Below are 20,915 nucleotides of genomic sequence, written 5' to 3' on the forward strand. Positions count from 1 at the left end.
CCAGAGTTCGGGCCAAACAGGCCGCCGCGCCGGCACAGCGCCACGGGAGCCGCTAATGTACGATGCCGCCTTGGGATTCGCTGTTATCAGCTTCCTGGCCGTGTGCTTCTACTTTTGGCGCACGCCGGCATTCAGCCTGTTCCATCCGCTGACCTGGTACCTGGCTTGCCACGGGATCCTGTTCGTCTTCCGCCCGATCGTGGTGCGGATCCGCGGCTACGACTTCATCTACCACGTCTACCAATTCATGCCGTCGGCCTCGGACAAGCTGACCGTGATCCTTGCCTCGACTCTTGGGATGCTGTCCTTCGCCCTGTTCTCGCTGCGCTCGGGCAACGCCGCGATGCGCTTCGTCGACACGGAGGCCAAGCGCATCGAACGGCGGCAGCTTTCGCGGATCTTCGTCTACGTGCTCCTGATCTGCGGACCGCCGGCGGCCTACTCGCTGTTCAACTCCTTCGGCGAGGACAACAATTTTACCGGCATGATGCTCGACCGGGCAACGGGCGTGACCATCAACACGGTCAAGAACGGCTATGTCACCGACTTGCAGCTGATGGCGGTTTCGCTCTGTCCGCTGCTGATCTGGGTCACGCGGTTCCGGTGGTGGTCCTTCGCTCCGCTGGTCGGTTTCGCCCTGGTGCGCGCGGGCACGGGTGGTCGCGGGCCCTTCGTCGCCGCCCTCGTCGGCGCGGCCCTTTTCTACCTTTACGAAAAACGCATCCGCTTCCCCGGGATCAAGGCGGTGTTCGGGGCCGTGCTCCTGCTGGGGGCATTCAGCGCGGTAGGCAACGATCGCGGCTTGGCCATCCGCAAGGCGTTCAACCTCGACGATACCAGCACCATCGAAGTACGCGACCTGGGGCTGCAGTTCATGGAAGGCATGGACTTCGGGAACATGGAGTACTTCGAGTACCTCGTCTATGTGGTCCCGCAAAGGTCGGGCACCTACGACTATTTCCTCGACAACCTGCAGGTGTTCACCGAGCCCGTGCCGCGCATCCTCTGGACCGGGAAGCCGATCGGCGAGCCTTTCCGCCAGATCGAGCTGTTCCAGTACGGATTTCCCATCGGCATGACCCGCTCGCTGCCTGGTGAAGGATGGTACGCCCTGGGCTGGCTGGGCGTCCTGATCTGGTGCGGGCTTTGGGGCTATGGCCTGGGCTGGATCTACAACCGCTTCGCCAAAGGATCGCAGACGACCCTGGCCACGGCCGCCTACATGGTCTTCCTGCCGATCCTCATCGTGGCCTTGCGCGACGGTATCCTGCTGACCATCGTGCGCGAGGCCGGTGCTTACCTGATGCCGATCTTCATCTGGCACCTGCTCGCTCGCTATTTCGGCATTCCATCGGCCGCCAGGATCACGGCCATGCTCGCCCGCCAACGCGGCGGACAAGCAAGCCCGGTAACCGGGGCGGAGCCAGCGCTAGCGGCGATCCGCGCCGACCTCCCGCCCGCGGTGCGCCGGAGGCGCGCGGCGCTGGCCGGGACCAGTACGGCGACGCCGGAGTAATGGCGGCCGGCCCCCTCGCCGGCCTGCGCATCGGCCTGGTCACGGCTTCGGCCTCGCGTCTCGGCGGCGGCGTGTTCGAGGCCGTCGCCGCCCAGGCTGCGATGATCCGCAGCCTCGGCGGTGAAGTGGTGGTGGCCGCCCTGCGCGACGAGCACAGCGAGGCCGACCGCGCACGGCTGGGCACCGCGGGAACGATCACCTGTGACGTCAAGGGCCCGCGCCAGGTCGGCTTCGCCCCGCAGCTGCTCCCGGCCCTGCTCGGAGCCGATCTCGACTGCCTGCACCTTCACGGCATTTGGATGTATCCCTCCGCCGCGGCGAGCGCCTGGGCGCGGCACACCCGGCGGCCCTATTTCGTCTCGCCGCACGGCATGCTGGATCCATGGATAACGGCGCGGGGCAAGTGGAAGAAGGCCATTGCCAGACTGGTCTACGAACGCACGAGCTGGCACAGGGCCAGCGCGCTGCACGCCCTGACCGCGCGCGAAGGCGCTGATATCGCGCGCGAATCGGGGCGGACCGACAGCCTCGTCGTGCCCAATGCCGGCCCGGCGGCGGCGGCGGCGACCTCCGCCTACCCCGCGCCGGTGGTGGTCTACATTGGCCGGATCCACGCCAAGAAGAACCTCGTCGCCTTGGTCGAGGGCTGGATGGCCTCCACCCGCCCGGCCGGAGCCCGCCTGCTGATCGCCGGTTGGGGCGACGATGCCGCCGTGGCCGAACTTCGCGCCGCCACCACGCGCGGTGACGGCACGGCCGAATTCCTCGGCCCGGTCTTCGGCGCGGCGAAAGAAGACCTGCTGGCGCGCGCGCGCTTCGTCATCCTGCCTTCGCACAGCGAAGGGCTGCCCATGGCCATGCTCGAGGCCTGGGCCCGCGGGATTCCGACACTGATGACCGGGGAATGCAACCTTCCCGAGGGCTTTGCCCAGGGCGCGGCAATGGACTGCGGCTACGATCCGGCCACGATCGCCACCTCGCTCAGCTCGGCACTGGCTCTGGATGGTCCGGCCTGGTCGGCCATGGCAGCGTCCGCTCTCGGCCTTGCCCGCGGATCGTTCTCGCCCGCTGCCGTTGCGGCCCGCTGGGGCGAGATCTACGCGCGTGCGGTCGCGGCAGCGCGCTTCGGCGGCGAAACGGCATGACCCTGCTCGATGCCAGCAAGACCCGCCCGCGCGGCGGCGGCCCCAGTTTCTCCTTGGGCAACCGGCTGTTCCGCGTGGCCTGGATGCTAGGCTGGCTGCTGCTCGCCCGGTATACCCCGCCGCCGCTCCATGGCTGGCGGCGGCAGGTCTTGCGCCTGTTCGGGGCCAAGGTCGGCCCGGGCGCGCGGGTCCATGCCAGCGTGTCGATCTGGCATCCCCGCAACCTCGAACTGGGGGAGCGCGTCCTCGTCGGGCCGGGCGCCCGCATCTACAATCAGGGCCGGATCGTGATCGGACCCGACAGCGTGATCTCGCAGCGCGCGCACCTGTGCGCCAGCAGCCACGACGTGAACGATCCCCTCTTCCAGTTGGTCCTGCGCCCGGTCACGATTGGGCGGCAATGCTGGGTCGCGGCCGAGGCTTTCGTCGGGCCCGGGGTCACGATGGCCAACCGCTCGGTTCTGGGAGCCCGCGGCGTGCTGCTCCGCGATACCGACGAAGACGGGATCTACTCAGGCAATCCTGCCCAGTTGCTCAAGCGCCGCGCCCTGCGGCAAACCTGACTTGCAACCGGCCCTAGCGCGGGCGGAAGTCAACGGAGCCGAAGCTCACCGCATCGTTGCCCGGCAGAAGCCCAAAACCGATCCACCGGCCGGTGCAGCTGGCATCGACCGACAAGTCCACAAAGTACCGCTTGCTGGCCGGGTCGAGGGCGGGCGTCAGCCAATCCTGGGCATCCGGCCGGCACGAGACCGTGGCCACGATCCGGTCGCGCGGCGCTCCGCCCGCGACGGTGGCGCTCCAGGAAAGCCGGTAATTGCCGGGAGGCGGCACGATGAGTTGCATCAGGATCTTGCGCGGGAACGACGCGCTGCTGGCAAGCAACAGGCGCTGCTGCCCCGCCCCGGCCGGATCGACGGTGACGCTGACATCGCTGTCGCCGATCACGGTCCAGTCGAACGGGCTGGCCGGCTGGTTGACCTGGAGATCGCCGAAGGTACGGTCCGCGATCAGGCTGCCGGACCTTCCCGGGCAGTGTCGCCGCCAGAAGTCGTTGCCCAGCGCAATGTCGCCCAGATAGACGAGACGCCGCGTCAGCGGACCGGCCGCAACGCAGCCCAGGGGATGCCCGCTCCTTGCCAGGCGGCCGAGCACGTCGGCGCGGATCGCGGCTTCGGGCAGAGTGAGAGCGTCGACATCCCCGCCATAGCGCTCGAGCCAATCCGGCGCGGCCCGCAATTGCACGGACAGGGCTTCGCGCCCCGCCTCGCTTGCTTCCAGTGGGGCCAGCAAGTTGCGGTTTCCGACGAGCGCAGGATCGGCCCGCAGGATCGCATCGAGCCGCAGTGCCGCCACCCGCTCGTCGCCCACGTCGAGCGCACCCTGCATCCAGTAGAACTGGGTGATCGGCGTGCGCCAGCCGAGACGGCCGGCCACCAGGAAGGCGCGCTCGGCACCGGCAAGGTCGCCCGACCCGGCGCGGGCCGCCCCGAGCAGGGCCGTGCTGTCGGGCTCGATCGGTGCGCTCAGAACCGCCGCCTCGGCGTGGCCGCGCGCGGCGCCAAAGTCATTTTCGGCGAGACGCCCGTGCGCCAGAGCGGCTTGCGCGTTCGGGCCGAACTGCAGCGGCAGGCTGGCCGCCAGATCAGGACGGGCCCGGGTCTCGCGATCGATCCCGCTGACGATGGCCAAGGCGGAGACGACCAGGCTGGCGGCAAGGGCCAGCGGGCGCTGAGCCGACCGAACCCGGCCCAACCAGCCCTGCCTCGTCAGCTGTGCGCCAGCCTTCGCCATGTCAGGCCGACTTTTGCGATCCGTACTGGTAATATTCGTAGCCGTAGTATTCCGAGTACCGGTTGCCGGCCTTGAGCGGATCGAACTTGGTCAGGATCACGCCGAGCATGACCGGACGCATGCCGCGCAGGCGGCGCAGGGCCGTCTTGAGCGCGCCGCGCCGGCTGCGACCGGCTTCGACCACGAAAACCACGCCGTCGGCCAGGGCCGCCATGGTCGGCGAATCGGCCAGGCCGAGGATCGGCGGGCTGTCGATGATCACCACCTGGAACTGGCGCGCGGCCTCCTGGATGATCTGCTCCAGTCGCAGGCTCGAAAGCAGTTCGGTCGGGCTCGGCGGGATGGCGCCGGAAGTCAGCAGGGTCAGGTTTTCGAGCCCCGAGGGCATGACCGCCGAAGCCAGAGGCTCGTGCGAGGTCAGCAAGGTGCTGAAGCCGCGCGCATTGTCGTAGCCGATCTGGCGGTGCAGCGACGGACGGCGCAGGTCGGCGTCGATCAGCAGCACGGTCTTGCCCATGCGGGCAAAGCTCGAAGCGATCGCATAGCTGCTGGTGGTCTTGCCCTCGGATGGCTGCGCACTGGTGAGCAGAATGACCTGGGGCAGGCCATCGGGGGTCGAGTAGAGCAGCGACCCGCGCAGCGAATTGTAGGCTTCGGACACCGGTGACTTGGGATCGGTGAGGGCGATTTCCGGCTCGTCGCCGAGCGATTTGGGTACGACGCCCAGCAGCGGCATGCCGAGCTTGGCCTCGACATCTTCCGGGACGCGGATCGAATCGTCGAACTGGTCCTTGAAGAAGACGGTGGCGCCGGCCAGGACGAGGCCGATGATCAGAGCCGCGAGCAGGTTCTTGCCCAGGTTCGGCGACGAAGGGCTGCCCGGCACGTCAGCCGAATCGACGATGGAGATGTTGCTCAGCGAAATGCCGGCCGAGGCGTTCAGCTCCTTGTAGCGCTGCAACAGGCCGTCATAGAGTTGGCGGTTGGTGTCGGCCTCGCGGGCGAGCAGGCTGTAGCGAACGTTGGAATCCTGCTCGGACAGCGTCGCGCCCTTGACCGTGTTGACCTGAGCGGCCAGCCGGGCTTCCGCCGCCGCCGCCGCCTGGTATTCGGCCCGGACCGAATCACGCACATTGGTCGCGGCCTGCTGCAATTGCCGGTTGATCGCCGCGATCTCGGCCTTCTTGGCCTGGACCGTGGGATAGTCTTCGAGGTGACGCGACTGTTCCTGCTGCAGGTCGGCTTCGGCAGCGGCCCGCAGGTTCAGGAGTGACCCGACCGTGCCGTTGTTAAGCACTTCGCTCGTGCTGAGGAGAGGCTTGCCGGTCAGCGCGCTCCAGCGGCCCTCGGCCGCGATGCGCCGTGCCATCGCCTCGTTCAGCGCGGTGTTGAGCTGGATCAGGTTCATCGTGGTGACCGACTGGCCGCCATCGGTGCTGCCGCCGTTCTTGTCGCCCGCGGACGAGGCAGCGTCGCGGGTGCGGATCAGGCCGTTCTGGCGGGCATAGTCGTTGAGGGCACGTTCGGATTCCTCAACCTTGCGCTTAGTTTCCGCGAGCTGCTCCGACACGAAATTGCGGGCATATGCCGAGGAATCGAACTTGCGCTGCAAGTTGGCCTGAATGAACTCGCTCGCGTAGGTGTTGGCGATCAGCGCCGACATGCGCGGATCGGCGCTTTCCCAGGTCAGCGCAACGATCCTGGAATCGCGCGGCATGACGACGTTGAGGTGCGCCTGGAGCAGACCGGCGGCCATGGCCTTGGTCGCCTCGGTCGGCGCGCCGCTCGGCGCGGTTACTTCCTGCGACGCGAAGAAGGCAGGGTTTGCCGCCAGGTTGAGCTTCTGGACGACGCGCTGGGCCAGACCGCGGCTCTTGAGGATGTCGATCTGGGTCTTCAGGTTGCGGTCGGCATCCCAGCCGCCCATTTCGCTCGACTGGTTGTCCTCGTCCTTGTTGAGCACCCGGTTGACGGTATCGTTGATCTGTACCGTGGCGCTCGCGGTGTAGCGCGGCGTCTGCAGCATGGTCGCGATCACCGCCACGGCAATGGCCGCGGCCACGATCCCGGTGATCAGCAGCAGGTTCGCACGGATCGCGGCGGCCACGTAGCGATAGTCGAACCCGGCCTGGGGCAGGTTCAGCGCCTGCTCTTCGGCAAGGCTTGCCGACATGCGGCGGGCGGCGGATTCATCATAGGAGACGGTGGTGGCCACGATCTGACTTTCCGCTTAATTCTGTCTCAGGAGGACGAAAGTGTTGAGCAGCGGCAGGGCTGCCAACACGTCGCGCCAGGCGCTCTTGGCCGCGGAATTGACCACGACCACCGTGTCACCGGCGAGAACCTGCGGGTCGGGCGAACGGCCGCGGCGGATCGCATTGAGATCGAACCGGCCGCCGGCCTTCTGGCCGTTGATCTGGCGGAACACGATCACGTCGTTGGTTCGCGCGGTCTTCGTCGGGCTCTTGGCCTGGGCCATCGCGGTGAGCAGGGTGGTGCTGGGCGTGGCCGCGAAGACGCCCGGCGCCGTCACGTCGCCTTCAACCGTGTAGGTCGACAGGGGCCGTTCGGCCAAGGCAACCGTGACGCTCGGATTGCGCAGGTAGCGTGCGGCCAGCCGGCGCTGCAACTCGTCTGCAAGACCGCGCGCGGTCTGCCCCGAAGCGATGATCTCGCCGACCAGGGGGACCTGGATGAACCCCTGATTGTCCACCACATAGCCGTCACCGGACAGTTCAGGTTCGCCGAAGACCCGGATGTCGAGCTTGTCGCCCGGGGCAATGATTTCGCCTGCCTGGCTCGCGGCGACATGTTCAGGGATGACCGCATAGGCTTCGGCGCCGGTCGGCAGCGGGCTCGGACCCGCGGTCGCGCAGCCGGCCAGCAGGGCGGGCAAAAAGCAGCAGGACAGGACAGGGACAATCCATTTGATCATGGCAGTTCCTGATTTCCTCTCAAGCATTTGGATTGTCCCCACGGGAATTCACTAAGGGCATCAGCGTAGATATTGCAACCGCAGCAATGCAGGCCAGCGCCATCGAGCGCAAGGGATAATCCACCAGCGAATGCAAGCCGATGATGGCCCAGGCCGCGGCGGCGAAGACGACCTGCGCGTGGCCCCCGCCTGTTCGCGCCTCGCGCCAACGCTGGATCAGGCGGCGCGTGAGGATGGCGAGGATGGAAGACAGCGCGATGGCCGCGAAAACCCCGCCTTCGATCAGGAATTCGAGGAAGTCATTGTGCGCGCGGTTAGGCATCGTCGCATCTACCGCCTCCAGCCGCTCGGCCGCCACGAACACGGGGACGAATGTGCCCATGCCAGAGCCGAATGGAAAGTATTGCCCGACCGCAAACAAGGCATCGCGCCACAACTGGGGGCGGAATTCGCCGCCGAAATCATAGCGGTGCATAACCCGGGCGGCCATGCCGCTCGTCATGACCAGGATGGCGAGCACGACCAGCCCCCCGCCCGCGAGCACGGCAAGCCGCTGGATGGTGCGCCGGTCGGGCCGGATCCAGGTCCGCGCGATAAAGGCCACGCCGAGCCAGGCCACGGGCAGCAGCATCGTGCCCGCGCGCGATGCGGTGAAGAAGACCCCTAGCGAAAACAGCACGGTTCCCCCCGAGACGAAGCCCAGGGCCACGGCCGGATTGCGCCGCTCCGGCCGCCGCGCCTCGAGTTCACGCACGGTCGCGGCGAAGGCGACCATGGCGATCAACAGCACGTCGGCGGCGGAATTGTGATTGGCCTGGAACCCGTTCACATAGGCGCCATCGGGAACGTAGAAGCGCCAGGCATTGGCATCGCCCCCGGCCATTTGCGCCACCCCGACCAGCAAGGCCAGCGCGCCCACCGCCGCGATCATGCCGATCGCCATGGCGCGGCCGAAACGGTCGAGGCTCGTCACCATCAGCACCAGCGCGGCGGGAACGGCGAGCGCGAGGAGCGAGGCCAGGGTTCGCGCGGGAACGAGCGACCAAGGCTTCCAGGCATCCTCCGCGCCGACCAAGGCCAGGGCGGCACGTTCGGTTTCCCGCCCCGGCAGGGCATGCCACAGCAGGGGTGGCAGGGGGATCAACTGGATGAGGGGCAGGCCAAGCAGGATGGCGACGATCGTCCAGGCCGGCCGCGCGGCCGGAAACACCGCGCCGCGCGCACACAGCGCCCACGACGCGAGCAGCGCGCAGGCCAGCAACTGCAGGGCCAGTTCCGGCAGAGGAGACGGCGATCCGCCACCGCCCAGCACCATGCCGCCGCCGACCAGCACCATCGCCACAAGATTGCGCCGGCGGGCGGCGCGCTGCCCCAACTCGGTCATCTGGATGCTTTCATCCTCGATCAAGCGGCCCTGCAAGACCCGGCCCCCTCTTCCCGCCCGGATATTCCGGCCGGCGGGCCAGGGCAAAGAAAAACCCCCTCTCCGGAGGGGGTTTCCTTAAGTGAGCCACCCACTTGCAGCAGGCATCTCCTGCGGCCGAAGCCGAATCAACCGTTGCTGTCGTTCTTGGCCGCGATCACGATGCCCGTGACGCCAAGACCAGCCGCGATAGCAGCGAGAACGCCGCCGCTGACGCCACCACCGCCACCAGCGCCGGGACCGGCACCCGGGTTTGCGCAGGCCGGAAGATCCTGGTTGCTGGCGATCGAACAATCGGGCGCATTGCCCTGGCGAGCGACGGGCGCACGACCGACCTTGGCGGCGTGCGACATGCCAACCATCTTGGCCGGAATGGCCGATGCAGAACGGGTTTCACTGGTTGCGGCGACGCCGGCGGTCACCAGACCGGCCGAGGCCATAATAGCTAGAAATTGACTGGTCACACTGCGCCTCCATTTACCTTATGATTTGGCTATCATAGGTATATCCCCACAGTCCATTGCTTTTTTCGCAGTGGCAGCAGAGCCCGCTCTACCGCGCCTTCCACTGCAGCATGGCCGCTTGATCCCCGATAACGCAGCAAGTGTGACGGGGTTCCAAGCATTTCTACCTAGGGAACTTTTCTCAGAAACGGTTAATTTTCGCCGCAGCCGCTCAGTAAGCGCGATCGTGTACGAGAACTCTCGCAGTTGCGACCATGATCGCAAAGTCGCGCAAGGGCGACCAACCGTTCAAATATTCGAGGTCGGCGTTTAGCCTGCTGGCCAGATCGGATTCATGCTCGGTTGCCCCGCGAAAGCCGCGGATCTGGGCAAGACCAGTCAAACCCGGCTTGAGGGCGTGGCGAAGCCAATAACGCTTGTCGACTTCCCAGAACAGCTTGTCACCGGCCTGCGAGCCAATTGCGTGGGGCCGAGGGCCGACAATGCTCATGTCTCCGAACAGGACGTTGAAGAGCTGGGGCAACTCGTCGATGCTCGTGCGGCGGATGAACCGCCCCACCCGGGTCACCCGCTCGTCGTCGCGCGCGGCCGACTGGGCGCCATCGTGATCGAGCCGCGCCACCCGCATCGAGCGAAACTTGTACATCGAGAAAAAGGTATTCCCCCGGCCCATCCGGCGCTGGACGAAGAACACCGGCCCACGATCTTCCAGCTTGATGAGCAGGGCGGTCACGGCAAGCAACGGAAACAGGCACAGCAGCGCCGACCCGGCCACGGCCAGATCGAACAGACGCTTCACCGCCCGCGCGCGCAGGCCGAGCGGGCCGAGCGAGACCAGCAGGAGGCCGCGCCCGCCCGCCTGGCGGGCGCCGCGGGCGCCGAGCGCCACGATCGCATCGTCGATCACCTCGCCCTCGATATTCGCGCCCTTGAGAATCAAGGCCCAGGCCTGACGCCGCTCGGGCTGGCAGCTGATGATCACGCGATCGACATTGCGCAGCACCGAGCCGATCCGGTCGAGCGCCACCGGGTCCGCCAACTCGGGGATCAGGGCATAGCGCGCGGCATCGATGTGCCGCACGCCCGGCAGGTTGATGTCTGGTCCGCCGTCATGGATCACCAGTTCGTTGAGCACCTTGTGGCCGCAGCGCCAGATAACCACCAGGCGCAGCTGCGCCCGGCACCACGGCAGCAGGAAGACCGCGCCAAGCGCGCTCGCCGTGAACGACACGCGGGAAAATTCCTGCGAGGTCTTGGTGTAGAAGGCGATGAACATCACCACGGCCGAGGAAATGACCAAGGCTAGCACGGCGCGCACCCCGCCATAGACCGCATCCTCCAGCGCACGCCGGGAATAGGCGCCGTTGTAGAGGGCGATGGTGAGGAATGCCGGCATCAGCAACTGGGCCAGGATCAACCCGGCGCCTATCCCCGGCGTCCCGGTGTAAAGCCAGCCCGCGCAGACGAACACACCCAGCAGCATGGCGATATCGCCACACATCAACGCGATGTAACATTGCAGGCGCCGCCGCTCGAGCGCGGGCACTTCAAGGATATCGGGCAGGACCGTACGCTGAAGGGGCACCGCCTTCACTGCAGGCATAGGTATATTCACCCGTACACCCGCACAGTCAGCTTCCAGATCGGATGAAACGCGCCCGCCGCGGCCATTGTTTTGCTCCTGAGGGTGCTCGGCCTTTTGCGGATGTTGCAACGCAGAACCCCGGGCTGGCAAGCACAACCTTCACCAAACCTCGGGATAAGCGCTTAGTTCCGTTACGGATCAATTCTTTGGTGTTGCAGCGCGGGCAATCTCGGCGAGTCCCTGGCAGAGCAACAATTCGGCGGCCTGGCTATTGGCCAGCATCGCGCGGTGCAGGCCGGTCAACTTGTCGACCAGCCGTTCCAGCCGCTTGCCGCGCCAGCGCTTGAGCTGGTTCCCAAGATCGCGCTCGTCCTTCCAGAAGATTCGCCGCGCGGCCTTTTCCGCCTCGATCAAGGCGCGGGTATCGCCGCGCGGGCCGAGCTTGGCGGCCAGCGCCGCAAGCTGCGCCGCACGCCGTTCGAACGCCAGCAGGACGGCCACTGGGTTGAGGCCCAGCTCGCGCATCCGCCGCAGCTCCCCCGCGAGGCGCCCGGTCTCCCCGCCCAGCACGGCATTGACGATGGGCATGAAGCCATCCTCCTCGGTGCTGGCCCCGATCGCGTCGAACACGGCCGGATCGGCGCTGCGCGGCGCGGAGGCGGAGGCGTCGAGATAGAGCGCCATCTTCTCGATTTCCGAGCGGGCCAGGCGCACGTCGAGCCCGGCGGCGCGGGCTATCCGCTCGGCAAGGGCGCCGTCGATCCGCACCCCCTCCTTGTCGGCGATCTGGCGCACGGTCGCGGCGACCGACTTGAGGTCGGGCGGCCAGAACATGGCGACGAGGGCATCTTTGCGGTCGGCCAGCAGCTTGGCGGTCTTCGACTTGTCGGTCGCCCCGCTCGCCGCGATCAGCACCGGACAGGGCGCCGCCTCGCCGCCGAGCAGGATCTCCACCGCTTCGGCCGCCTCGTCACCGCTGGCCCGGACGAAAATGTGCCGGCTGTCTCCGAACAGCGAGGTCGAGCGTGCCTCGTCGCCCAGCCGGACGGGATCGCGCCGAAGATCGGCGCCGGACAGCTCGACCCGCTCGCCCGGATCGGCAAGCAGTTCGGTGATGCGCGCCGCGGCCTCGAAAACACCGGCCTCGTCCGGCCCGCAGAGGAAGAAGACGTTGGCCTCGCGCGCCGCACGCGGGGCGATTGCGGCGAAGTCCTTCTGGGTGGCCTTCATCGCGCTGGCCGTGCAGCTGCCGTCACTGGCGTACCGGCGCGCCCTGGCGCAGGGTCAGGGCGAGGTTGGTGACGATGCGGTCGGCCACTTCCTTGGTCAGGTTCTCGAGCGCGGTCTGTTCGGCCGCAATCGTGGCATATTCGGACGAGACCACATCGATCCCGGCATCGGCCCCGGCGCTGGCATCGAGCAGGATGCGCCCGCTGGCAAGATCAACGAGTTGATAACGCGCACGCAGGGTGCGCCGTTCGCGCGCGATTGAATTGTCCGACAGCAGGCCAAGGCCCTCGAGCTTCTCATCAAGCCGGACGTCGAGCCGGTATTGCGGCTGGCCGCCCGGTCGGCTTGAAGGCGCCAGGCGATCCCTCAGCGCATTGCGCATCAGCCAGCCGGACTTTCCTTCGATCGGCGTCACCTCCACCCCGGCCAGGCCGCGCGCGACGGTGCCGGAACTGCCCCCGGCATACATCGGCTGGAGCCCGCATCCGCCCAGCGGCAGGGCCAGGGCCATCACGCCAACGGCGAACGGGAGCGCGGCGCGCCTCATGCCACCAGGTTCACCAGCCGGTCGGGCACCACGATCACCTTCTTCACCTCTGCCCCGTCAAGCGCACGCTGCACCTTGTCGCTGGCAAGGGCAAGCGCCTCCAGCGCCTCGCGCGGGGTGCCCTTGGCCACGGTCAGGGTATCGCGCAGCTTGCCCTTGACCTGGACCGCCACGGTCACCTCGTCGTCGACCAGCAGGGCCGGGTCGACCTCCGGCCAGCCCGCTTCGGCGATCAGGCCCACTTCTCCGATGGCGGCCCAGGCCTCTTCGGCAAGGTGCGGCATCATCGGCGCGATCAGCAGCAGGACGGCGCGAATCGCGGCCGAACGGCTGGCCGAGGGCGCGGCTTTCTCGGTCGCGTTGGTCAGCTCGTAAATCCGGGCGACGGCCTTGTTGAACGAAAGCGCGGCGATGTCATCGGCCACGGCTGCGACGGTCTGGTCGCGCTTGCGGTCGAGCACCTTATCGTCACCTTCGGCGGCTGCATCGAACTGGCCGAACAGGCGCCACAGGCGCTGGACGAAGCGCGCACAGCCCTCAATCCCGGCCTCGGACCACGGCAGGTCACGCTCGGGCGGGCTGTCGGACAGCATGAACCAGCGGATCGCGTCGGCGCCGTAAGCCGCGACGATCTCATCGGGATCGACCACGTTCTTCTTCGACTTCGACATCTTGATAACCCGGCCGACCTCGACCGGCCGGCCATCGGCCTTGAGCGTCGCGCCCTCGCCCGTGCGGTCCACCTCGCCGGGGGCGAAGAAGATCGGCTGGCCGTTCTCGGGGTTCCGGCGCTCGTAAGTCTCGTGCGTGACCATGCCCTGCGTGAACAGGCTACCAAACGGCTCCTTGACCGCGATCTTGCCGATCCGCTCCAGCGCGCGGGTCCAGAACCGGGCGTAGAGCAGGTGCAGGATCGCATGTTCGATCCCGCCGATATATTGCTCGACCGGCAGCCAGCGGGCAATTTCCTCGGGATCGAACGGCCGGTCGGCCGGCTGGCTGGCGAAGCGCAGGAAGTACCACGACGAATCGACGAAAGTGTCGAGCGTGTCGGTCTCGCGCCGCGCCTTGTGGCCGCACTGCGGGCAGTCGACATGCTTCCAGGTCGGATGCCGGTCGAGCGGGTTGCCGGGGACAGAGAAATCGACGTCTTCGGGCAGGGTGACCGGCAGATGCTTCTTCGGCACCGGAACCACGCCGCAGACCTCGCAGTGGATGAACGGGATCGGCGTGCCCCAGTAGCGCTGGCGCGAAACGCCCCAGTCGCGCAGGCGCCAGACGGTCTTGCCCTCGCCCCAGCCCTCGCCCTCGGCGCGGGCGATGACGGCGGCCTTGGCGGCATCGACCGCCATGCCGTCGATGAAGCCGGAATTGACCAGCACCCCGTCGCCCGCCTCGGCCTCGCCGGCAAAGGGCTTGTTCGCCTCGTCCGCACTGGCCGCGACGACGCGGGTGATCGGCAGGCCATACTTGGTGGCGAAATCGAAGTCGCGCTGGTCATGCCCTGGCACGGCCATGATCGCGCCGGTGCCGTAGTCCATCAGCACGAAGTTGGCGATATAGACCGGCAGGTCGGCCCCGGTGAACGGGTGCTTTGCGGTAATTCCCGTGTCGAAGCCCAGCTTTTCCGCCGTTTCCAGCTCGGCCGCCGTCGTTCCGCCCTGCTTGCACAGGGCGATGAAGTCCTTCGCCTCGGCGCTGCTCGCAGCAAGGTGCTGCGCCACCGGGTGATCGGCCGCGACCGCGACGAAGCTGGCGCCGAAGATCGTGTCGGGCCGGGTCGTATAGACCTCAAGTTGCTCGCCGGTGGAAAGGGTGAAGGCGAACTGCAAGCCCTGGCTCTTGCCGATCCAGTTTTCCTGCATCACGCGGACCTTTTCCGGCCACTTGTCGAGCGTGGTCAGGCCTTCGAGCAGTTCGTCGGCGAAGTCGGTGATCTTGAGGAACCACTGGTTGAGCTTGCGCTTCTCGACCAGCGCGCCCGAGCGCCAGCCGCGTCCGTCGATCACCTGCTCGTTGGCCAGCACCGTGCAGTCGACCGGGTCCCAGTTGACCGCGCTTTCCTTGCGGTAGACAAGGCCAGCGGCAAAAAGATCAACGAAAAGAGCCTGTTCCTGGCCGTAATAGTCCGGCTCGCAGGTCGCGATCTCGCGGCTCCAGTCGAGCGCGAAGCCGAGGCGCTGCAATTGCGCCTTCATGTTGGCGATGTTTTCGCGGGTCCAGCCGCCGGGGTGGACGCCCTTTTCCATGGCGGCGTTTTCGGCCGGCATGCCGAAGGCGTCCCAGCCCATCGGGTGGAGCACTTCGAAACCCTGCATCCGCTTGGCGCGGGCGATGACATCGCCCATCGTGTAGTTGCGGACATGGCCGATGTGGATGCGTCCCGAAGGATAGGGAAACATTTCAAGCACATAGCTGCGCGGCTTGGTGCTGGAATCGTCGGCGCGGAATACCTGGCGCTGATCCCAGGCGGCCTGCCAGCGGGCATCGGCGGTGGCGGGATCGAAGCGGTCCTGAAGCGGATTGGTGGTCATGGCGCCTACCCTCTAGGGTTCGCGCCGCCCGACTGCAAGCGGACTGCAACGCCGCTGCAAGCGGCTAGATCGCGATCGCAATGACCCCGGCGGCAAGCGCGCCGACCACCCAGCTGGTCCGGTCGGTCAGGGCGAAGACGACGGGATCGTCATGCAGCTGGTTGCGGCTGGCGATGAGGACGATCCGCGAGATCCAGTAGAGCAGCAGCGGATAGAGCAGCCACAGCCGGTTGTAGTGGCGGTAGAGCACCAGCACCTCGGGGCTCTGCATGTAGAGCGCCACGACGAGGATCGCGCCGTAACCCGAGGCGACGGCCGCCGGGAACAGCACGGCGAGGTCGGCCACGGTATAGCCGCGGCCCGGCACGTCGCCCTTGCCCGCCTCGCGCCGCATGACCAGTTCGGTGCAGCGCTTGACCACGGCGAGGCTGAGGAACAGGAACAGGCTGAACATCATCAGCCACTGCGAATATTTCTCGCCCGTGGCGACGAGGCCGCCGATGACGCGGACCGTGTAGAGCCCGCCGAGCGCGATCACGTCGATCAGCGGCTTGCGCTTGAGCACCAGCGAATAGGCCAGCGTGGCCGCGACATAGCCGCCCAGCACCAGGGCGAAGCGCCACGGCAGCAGCAGCGAGAGATCGACCGCGAAGAACAGCAGGGCGGCCGAGAGCAGCGCCCCGTGCATCACCGGCAGTTCGCCAGAGGCGAAAGGCCGGGCCCGCTTGGTCGGGTGCGCGCGGTCCGCCGCGAGATCGAGCAGGTCGTTGACGATATAGGCGCTGGATGCGGCGGCGCTGAAGCAGACGAAGGCGATCAGCGCGAAGACCAGCGCGCGCAGGGTGAAGTCGTGCCCGGCGATCATCGGCAGGAAGACCAGCAGGTTCTTGGCCCACTGGTGCGGCCGGATCGCCCGGCGCCATGCGGCAAGCCCGGTACGCGGCCGGGCAATCACCTCGGCGGCGGGAAATTCGCGCAGCACCGCCCGCTCGAACCGCGACGAGGCGGCGACGACATATTGCCGCCGCGCCCGCCGCCAGACCGGAAAGTCGACCGTGTCGTTGCCGGCATAGTCATAACCGCCCGCGCCGAAGGCGGCATCGAGCGCGGCGGCCTTGGTCCGGCCCGACATGTTCTGGCCGGGGGTCGTGGCGATGACGCCGGCAATCCCGCCGATCCGTTCGGCGAGGGCGGCAACGTAGCGATGGTCGGACGCCGAGGCGAGCCAGACCGGGCGCCCCTCGGCCTGGGCAGCGCGGATCAGGTCGACCACTTCCTCGTGGAGCGGGACGCTGTCCAGCTCCGGCGCGGCATGATCGGCCAGCCGCGACTTGAAGCCGGCCTTGCCGCCACCGAGCCAGCCGAAAAGATGCGCCGTGCGGTGCGGATTGCGGGCGACGTGTTCGAGCGCAGCCTCGTGCAGCAGGTCGGTCCGTACCAGGGTGCCATCGACATCGACGGCAAGGGGCACGAGATCGGGAGTGCCGGACAGGACTGCGTTCAAACCTTTGCCCCCTGTTGAAGCCGGAGCCCCCGCTCCGGCGCCTGATCAGCTGGCGCCGTTTAGCCGGCGGACGCCTGCTGGCGCAGCGCGCGGGCCTTGGTCAGGATGATGTCTTCCAGCCGCTGGACCGTGGCCGCCTGGACCGGGGCATCGACCCAGGCACCGCCCTGCGAGACCTGACGGCTGGCCGCGACGCGCAGCGCGTCCGAGCGCAGGTCCTGGTCGAGGATGGTGACGGTGACCTTCATCCGCTCGCCCGGGTTCTGCGGGTTAGCGTACCAGTCGGTCACGATCACGCCGCCCTGGCTGTCGGTCTGCAGCAGGGGCATGAACGAGAGCGTGTCGAGCGAGGCGCGCCACAGGTAGGAATTGACGCCGATGGTGGTGACCCGCGAGGCGGCGAGATCGGCCTTGGGGCGATCCTTGTGGCCGCAGGCCGCGAGCCCGAGCGCCAGGGCGCCGACCAGCGCGGCGCTTCCGAGCCGGCGCAGCGCAGCGCTTCCAAGCCGGCGCTGCGCGCCCTGCGCAGCGGAGGAATTGCGGCCTTGTGCGGTGCTGCCAGTCATCTTGCGGTCTATTCCTGTGTTCGCGCCGGACGCTGCGGCGCCCGTTGTGTGTGGCTTCTATAACCGCCGCCGCCGCAGCGGCAAGGGCCAGTGCGAGGGCGGGCAGCGTGATCGGCCTCGCGGCTTGGCCTGTCGGCGCTTGAACTTGGGCTGAATGCGGGGTGCGGAGGGCGACCTTGCGGGCGCCCCGCGCCCCGGCGCGCCGGGCGATCCTGCGAAAAACCTTGGAAAAGATGCGCGTGGGGCCCACAATGGGAGCAAGCCCGCCCGAGTCTCGCCAGCGCCGCTCAGCGGCGGTTCAGGCGCGGTGGTGCAAGGCGGGTGCAGGGAGTGATGACGTGTCCAGGGCAAGCGTTCAGCGGCGGAGCAATGGCGGGCCCAGCCCGGCCTTCCTGCTGTCTGCCGCGGTGGTCGCCCTGGCCCTGCCCAGCGCCGTCCTCGCCTTCACCAGCAATTTCGACCTGCGCGAGACCAATCTGGCCGCTCCGGCCGAGGGTTCGCTGATTCCCGCCACGGTCGATCCCGAAATGGCCCGCTCGATCCGCATCGGCGCGCTCGGGCGCGGGCAGATGTTCCGCTTTACCCCTGCCGGGTCGACCAATCGCGCCGACCGCGCGGTGACCGTGGCGGTGCGCGTCGATCCGGCCACGGCCCGGGCCATATCGGTGGGCAAGCCGATCGGCGACGCGCCGCTGTCGGGCGGCGCGGCCGCCCTGCGCATCGCCTCGACCGCCTACAGCCTCGGCGTCTCGCGCGGCTACCAGAGCTTCACCCTGCCCGGCACCGACAAGATCCGCGCCGACATGCCCGAACTTTCCGCCTTCCGCCTCCATTCGGGCGTGCCGGACGAACCTTCGCGGCTCAATGCGCGGATTTCGCTCGACGAGCGCGAGAAGACCGGCCGTGCCCCGCGCACGCTGGAAGGCAGCGGCGAGCAGACCGTCGACGTCGGCGGGTCCTACAGCCTGACCCGCAACCTCGATGTCACCGCCGGGGTGCGCTATTCGCAGGACCGGGACCGCCTGCTGCCGCAAAGTGACGCGACCAAGGACAACCAGGCCGTCTATGTGGGCACCCAGTTCCGTTTCTGAGGTGAAGTTCGGTTTCTGATCCGAACTGGCTGAATTCCGCCATTTCTCATGCCGCAGTGCAGCAGGATTATTTATTCCTGCCGCGTGCACTTTTCGCTTTGCGCAGTGCCCTTGGCTGACATAGCCATAGCCACAGGAGAGGCTATTTTCCTTGGAGGCATGATACTGATGACACGGGTTGCAATCGTCACCGGGGGCTCGCGCGGTATCGGCAAGGCCATCAGCCTCGCCCTGAAGGAACAAGGCGCGACGGTTGCCGCGAACTTCGCCGGAAATGCTGCCAAGGCTGCCGAATTCACCGCCGAGACCGGCATCCCCACCTATCAGTGGGACGTGGGCGACCACGAGGCCTGCATCGCCGGCTGCGCCAAGGTCGCCGCCGACCTCGGCCCGATCGACATCGTGGTCAACAACGCAGGCATCACCCGCGACGGCGTGCTGCACCGCATGACCTTCGACGACTGGAACGAGGTGATGCGCATCAACCTCGGCGGCTGCTTCAACATGGCCAAGGCCACCTTCCCCGGCATGCGCGAGCGCGGCTGGGGCCGGATCGTCAACATCGGTTCGATCAACGGCCAGGCCGGCCAGTACGGCCAGGTTAACTATGCCGCCGCCAAGTCGGGCATTCACGGCTTCACCAAGGCCCTGGCCCAGGAAGGCGCCAAGTTCGGCGTGACCGTGAACGCGATTGCCCCGGGTTACATCGACACCGAGATGGTCGCCGCCGTGCCCGCCCCGGTGCTGGAGAAGATCGTGGCCAAGATCCCGGTCGGCCGCCTTGGCCACGCCGAGGAAATCGCCCGCGCCGTGGCCTTCTTCACCTCGGAAGACGGCGGCTTCGCCACCGGTTCGACCATGTCGGTCAACGGCGGCCAGCACATGTATTGATTGGCCTTTGCCGGTCGGATGAAAGGGGAAGCCTCGCGGGAACGCGGGGCTTTTTCTTTTTGAAAGGCCGCAAAGCGGTTTCAGAACAGATAGATAATGCAGGGGTTGATACCCCTGCACCCCGATACGTCTTCCGGCGGTAGGGCCGTGTGGGCGGCTGCCTTGCGCAGGGCCCCAGCGACGGGAGACGGCATGGGGTCTGGGGCCCTTGGCCCCGGGTCATTTCCCTTCAGCCTTGATTCCTTGAGGAACCGTCGCTGGCCCACCCCCGGCCCCTCCCGCTGGCGGGAGGGGAGCAGAACGACAAGGCCCCCGCCGTTTCCGGCGAGGGCCCTGTTTGACGTCAGCGCGCCGGTCAGTGAGGTCAGGCGACCTGCTGGACCTGGGCGACGATCTTCTTGGCGGCATCGCCGAGGTCGTTGGCGGCGACGATCGGCAGGCCGGAATTGGCGAGGATGTCCTTGCCCTGCTGGACGTTGGTGCCTTCGAGGCGAACGACGAGGGGAACCGAGAGGTTCACTTCCTTGGCGGCCGCAACGATGCCTTCGGCGATGATGTCGCACTTCATGATGCCGCCGAAGATGTTGACGAGGATGCCCTTCACGTTCGGATCACGCAGGATGATCTTGAACGCCGCGGTCACCTTCTCCTTGTTGGCGCCGCCGCCGACGTCGAGGAAGTTGGCCGGGAAGCTGCCGTTGAGCTTGATGATGTCCATCGTCGCCATGGCGAGGCCGGCGCCATTGACCATGCAGCCGATGTCGCCATCGAGCTTGATGTAGGCCAGGTCGTACTTCGAGGCTTCGACTTCGGCCGGGTCTTCCTCGGTCTCGTCGCGCAGGGCCTGCACGTCGGGGTGACGGTAGAGGGCGTTCGAATCGAAGCTCATCTTGGTGTCGAGCACCAGCAGCTTGCCATCCTTGGTCTCGACCAGCGGGTTGATCTCGAGCATGTCGCAGTCCAGCGCCACGAAGGCTTCATAGAGCTGCTTCGAGATCTTCTGGGCCTGCTTGTTGAGATCGCCCGAGAGCTTGAGCGCGAAGGCGACGGCGCGGCCGTGGTGCGGCTGGAAGCCGGTGGCCGTGTCGACGGTGATCGTGGTAATCTTTTCCGGGGTCGCGTGAGCGACTTCCTCGATGTCCATCCCGCCTTCGGTCGAGACGATCAGGGCGACGCGGCTGGAGGCGCGGTCAACCACCATCGAGAGGTAGTATTCCCGGGCGATGTCGACGCCGTCGGTCACGTAGAGGCGGTTGACCTGCTTGCCGGCTTCGCCGGTCTGCACGGTGACGAGGGTGTTGCCGAGCATTTCCTTGGCGAAAGCTTCGACGTCCGCGGCCGACTTGGCGAGGCGGACACCGCCCTTGGCATCGGCCGGGAGTTCCTTGAACTTGCCCTTGCCGCGGCCGCCGGCGTGGATCTGCGCCTTGACGACGTAGAGCGGGCCGGGCAGCTGGCTGGTGGCGGCGACCGCTTCTTCCACGGTCAGCGCGGGGATACCCGCCGGGATGCCGACGCCGAACTTCGCGAGCAGTTCCTTTGCCTGGTATTCGTGGATATTCATCGGGTGGCTCTTTCCGCTACTGTTGCCCCGATGGACGCTGTGGCCGCGGAGCAGGGGATGAATTCTGCCGGGCGGTTGAATCAACCGCTCGTGGCCGCGCATAGGCGATGAATCGCGGCTTGAAAA

17 protein-coding genes are annotated in these 20,915 nt (G+C 67.2%); 5 read left to right on the forward strand and 12 right to left on the reverse strand.

Annotated elements, in window-relative coordinates; genetic code table 11:
* The first annotated feature begins 70 nt into the window (after positions 1-70).
* The 3 genes from H7F51_RS02845 to H7F51_RS02855 are packed head-to-tail and all read left to right on the forward strand — an operon-like array spanning position 71 to position 3,224.
* Positions 71-1,516, forward strand: a complete 1,446-nt coding sequence (locus H7F51_RS02845) for an O-antigen polymerase (protein WP_185662703.1) — start codon at positions 71-73, stop codon at positions 1,514-1,516.
* Positions 1,516-2,661, forward strand: a complete 1,146-nt coding sequence (locus tag H7F51_RS02850; RefSeq protein ID WP_185662704.1) for a glycosyltransferase — start codon at positions 1,516-1,518, stop codon at positions 2,659-2,661. Before H7F51_RS02845 ends, H7F51_RS02850 begins: the two co-directional genes overlap by 1 nt.
* Positions 2,658-3,224, forward strand: coding sequence for an LbetaH domain-containing protein (locus H7F51_RS02855; RefSeq protein ID WP_185662705.1), 567 nt, complete (start codon positions 2,658-2,660; stop codon positions 3,222-3,224). The genes H7F51_RS02850 and H7F51_RS02855 overlap by 4 nt, the downstream gene beginning before the upstream one ends.
* 13 nt (positions 3,225-3,237) lie before the next feature.
* On the opposite strand, the gene H7F51_RS02860 is transcribed toward H7F51_RS02855, so the two are convergent.
* The 11 genes from H7F51_RS02860 to H7F51_RS02910 all read right to left on the reverse strand — a co-directional run bounded on the left by H7F51_RS02860 (position 3,238) and on the right by H7F51_RS02910 (position 17,243).
* Positions 3,238-4,455: a hypothetical protein gene (locus H7F51_RS02860; RefSeq protein WP_185662706.1), complete on the reverse strand. Its 1,218-nt coding sequence runs from the start codon at positions 4,453-4,455 to the stop codon at positions 3,238-3,240.
* A gap of 1 nt (position 4,456) precedes the next feature.
* Complete coding sequence (locus H7F51_RS02865) at positions 4,457-6,670, reverse strand: GumC family protein (protein WP_343061180.1); 2,214 nt, start codon at positions 6,668-6,670, stop codon at positions 4,457-4,459.
* Between the two features lie 15 nt (positions 6,671-6,685).
* Complete coding sequence (locus tag H7F51_RS02870) at positions 6,686-7,390, reverse strand: polysaccharide biosynthesis/export family protein (RefSeq protein ID WP_185662707.1); 705 nt, start codon at positions 7,388-7,390, stop codon at positions 6,686-6,688.
* Between the two features lie 19 nt (positions 7,391-7,409).
* Positions 7,410-8,810, reverse strand: coding sequence for an O-antigen ligase family protein (locus H7F51_RS02875; RefSeq protein WP_185662708.1), 1,401 nt, complete (start codon positions 8,808-8,810; stop codon positions 7,410-7,412).
* Positions 8,811-8,941: 131 nt separating this feature from the next.
* Entirely contained in the window at positions 8,942-9,277 is a 336-nt protein-coding gene (locus tag H7F51_RS02880) for a hypothetical protein (RefSeq protein WP_185662709.1), read from the reverse strand.
* A 211-nt stretch (positions 9,278-9,488) separates the two neighbouring features.
* Positions 9,489-10,880 carry a sugar transferase gene (locus H7F51_RS18795; RefSeq protein WP_185662710.1) on the reverse strand — a complete coding sequence of 464 codons (1,392 nt, stop codon included), beginning with the start codon at positions 10,878-10,880 and terminating at the stop codon, positions 9,489-9,491.
* A 180-nt stretch (positions 10,881-11,060) separates the two neighbouring features.
* On the reverse strand, positions 11,061-12,092 hold the full coding sequence (gene holA, locus H7F51_RS02890; RefSeq protein WP_185662711.1) for a DNA polymerase III subunit delta: 1,032 nt from the start codon (positions 12,090-12,092) through the stop codon (positions 11,061-11,063).
* Between the two features lie 22 nt (positions 12,093-12,114).
* A complete protein-coding gene (gene lptE / locus H7F51_RS02895) occupies positions 12,115-12,639 on the reverse strand; it encodes an LPS assembly lipoprotein LptE (RefSeq protein WP_185662712.1) in 525 nt (174 codons plus the stop codon).
* Positions 12,636-15,173: a leucine--tRNA ligase gene (leuS, locus tag H7F51_RS02900; RefSeq protein ID WP_185662713.1), complete on the reverse strand. Its 2,538-nt coding sequence runs from the start codon at positions 15,171-15,173 to the stop codon at positions 12,636-12,638. Before leuS ends, lptE begins: the two co-directional genes overlap by 4 nt.
* A 64-nt stretch (positions 15,174-15,237) precedes the next feature.
* Positions 15,238-16,677 carry a UbiA family prenyltransferase gene (locus tag H7F51_RS02905; RefSeq protein ID WP_185662714.1) on the reverse strand — a complete coding sequence of 480 codons (1,440 nt, stop codon included), beginning with the start codon at positions 16,675-16,677 and terminating at the stop codon, positions 15,238-15,240.
* A gap of 59 nt (positions 16,678-16,736) precedes the next feature.
* The gene (locus tag H7F51_RS02910) at positions 16,737-17,243 is read right to left on the reverse strand and encodes a DUF3576 domain-containing protein (RefSeq protein WP_185662715.1); all 507 of its coding nucleotides are present in this window, start codon (positions 17,241-17,243) and stop codon (positions 16,737-16,739) included.
* A 338-nt stretch (positions 17,244-17,581) separates the two neighbouring features.
* On the opposite strand from H7F51_RS02910, the gene H7F51_RS02915 reads away from it, so the two are divergent.
* Positions 17,582-18,334 (forward strand): hypothetical protein, encoded by a 753-nt coding sequence (locus tag H7F51_RS02915; protein ID WP_343061182.1) that lies wholly within the window; start codon positions 17,582-17,584, stop codon positions 18,332-18,334.
* Positions 18,335-18,502: 168 nt separating this feature from the next.
* Complete coding sequence (gene phbB, locus H7F51_RS02920) at positions 18,503-19,225, forward strand: acetoacetyl-CoA reductase (protein ID WP_185662716.1); 723 nt, start codon at positions 18,503-18,505, stop codon at positions 19,223-19,225.
* Between the two features lie 364 nt (positions 19,226-19,589).
* Here the strand turns inward: phbB and sucC are convergent, their stop codons facing one another.
* Positions 19,590-20,789: an ADP-forming succinate--CoA ligase subunit beta gene (sucC, locus tag H7F51_RS02925; RefSeq protein WP_185662717.1), complete on the reverse strand. Its 1,200-nt coding sequence runs from the start codon at positions 20,787-20,789 to the stop codon at positions 19,590-19,592.
* Between the last annotated feature and the right edge of the window lie 126 nt (positions 20,790-20,915).

The sequence above is a fragment of the Novosphingobium flavum genome (genome assembly GCF_014230315.1).
Lineage (GTDB): Bacteria > Pseudomonadota > Alphaproteobacteria > Sphingomonadales > Sphingomonadaceae > Novosphingobium > Novosphingobium flavum.

What these genes read in the sequence shown, in the direction of transcription:
- H7F51_RS02910 (WP_185662715.1), bottom strand. Translation starts at nt 17,243, where the DNA reads ATGACTGGCAGCACCGCACAAGGCCGCAATTCCTCCGCTGCGCAGGGC.
- phbB (WP_185662716.1), top strand. Translation starts at nt 18,503, where the DNA reads ATGACACGGGTTGCAATCGTCACCGGGGGCTCGCGCGGTATCGGCAAG.
- lptE (WP_185662712.1), bottom strand. Translation starts at nt 12,639, where the DNA reads ATGAGGCGCGCCGCGCTCCCGTTCGCCGTTGGCGTGATGGCCCTGGCC.
- sucC (WP_185662717.1), bottom strand. Translation starts at nt 20,789, where the DNA reads ATGAATATCCACGAATACCAGGCAAAGGAACTGCTCGCGAAGTTCGGC.
- H7F51_RS18795 (WP_185662710.1), bottom strand. Translation starts at nt 10,880, where the DNA reads ATGCCTGCAGTGAAGGCGGTGCCCCTTCAGCGTACGGTCCTGCCCGAT.
- H7F51_RS02855 (WP_185662705.1), top strand. Translation starts at nt 2,658, where the DNA reads ATGACCCTGCTCGATGCCAGCAAGACCCGCCCGCGCGGCGGCGGCCCC.
- holA (WP_185662711.1), bottom strand. Translation starts at nt 12,092, where the DNA reads ATGAAGGCCACCCAGAAGGACTTCGCCGCAATCGCCCCGCGTGCGGCG.
- H7F51_RS02860 (WP_185662706.1), bottom strand. Translation starts at nt 4,455, where the DNA reads ATGGCGAAGGCTGGCGCACAGCTGACGAGGCAGGGCTGGTTGGGCCGG.
- leuS (WP_185662713.1), bottom strand. Translation starts at nt 15,173, where the DNA reads ATGACCACCAATCCGCTTCAGGACCGCTTCGATCCCGCCACCGCCGAT.
- H7F51_RS02870 (WP_185662707.1), bottom strand. Translation starts at nt 7,390, where the DNA reads ATGATCAAATGGATTGTCCCTGTCCTGTCCTGCTGCTTTTTGCCCGCC.
- H7F51_RS02850 (WP_185662704.1), top strand. Translation starts at nt 1,516, where the DNA reads ATGGCGGCCGGCCCCCTCGCCGGCCTGCGCATCGGCCTGGTCACGGCT.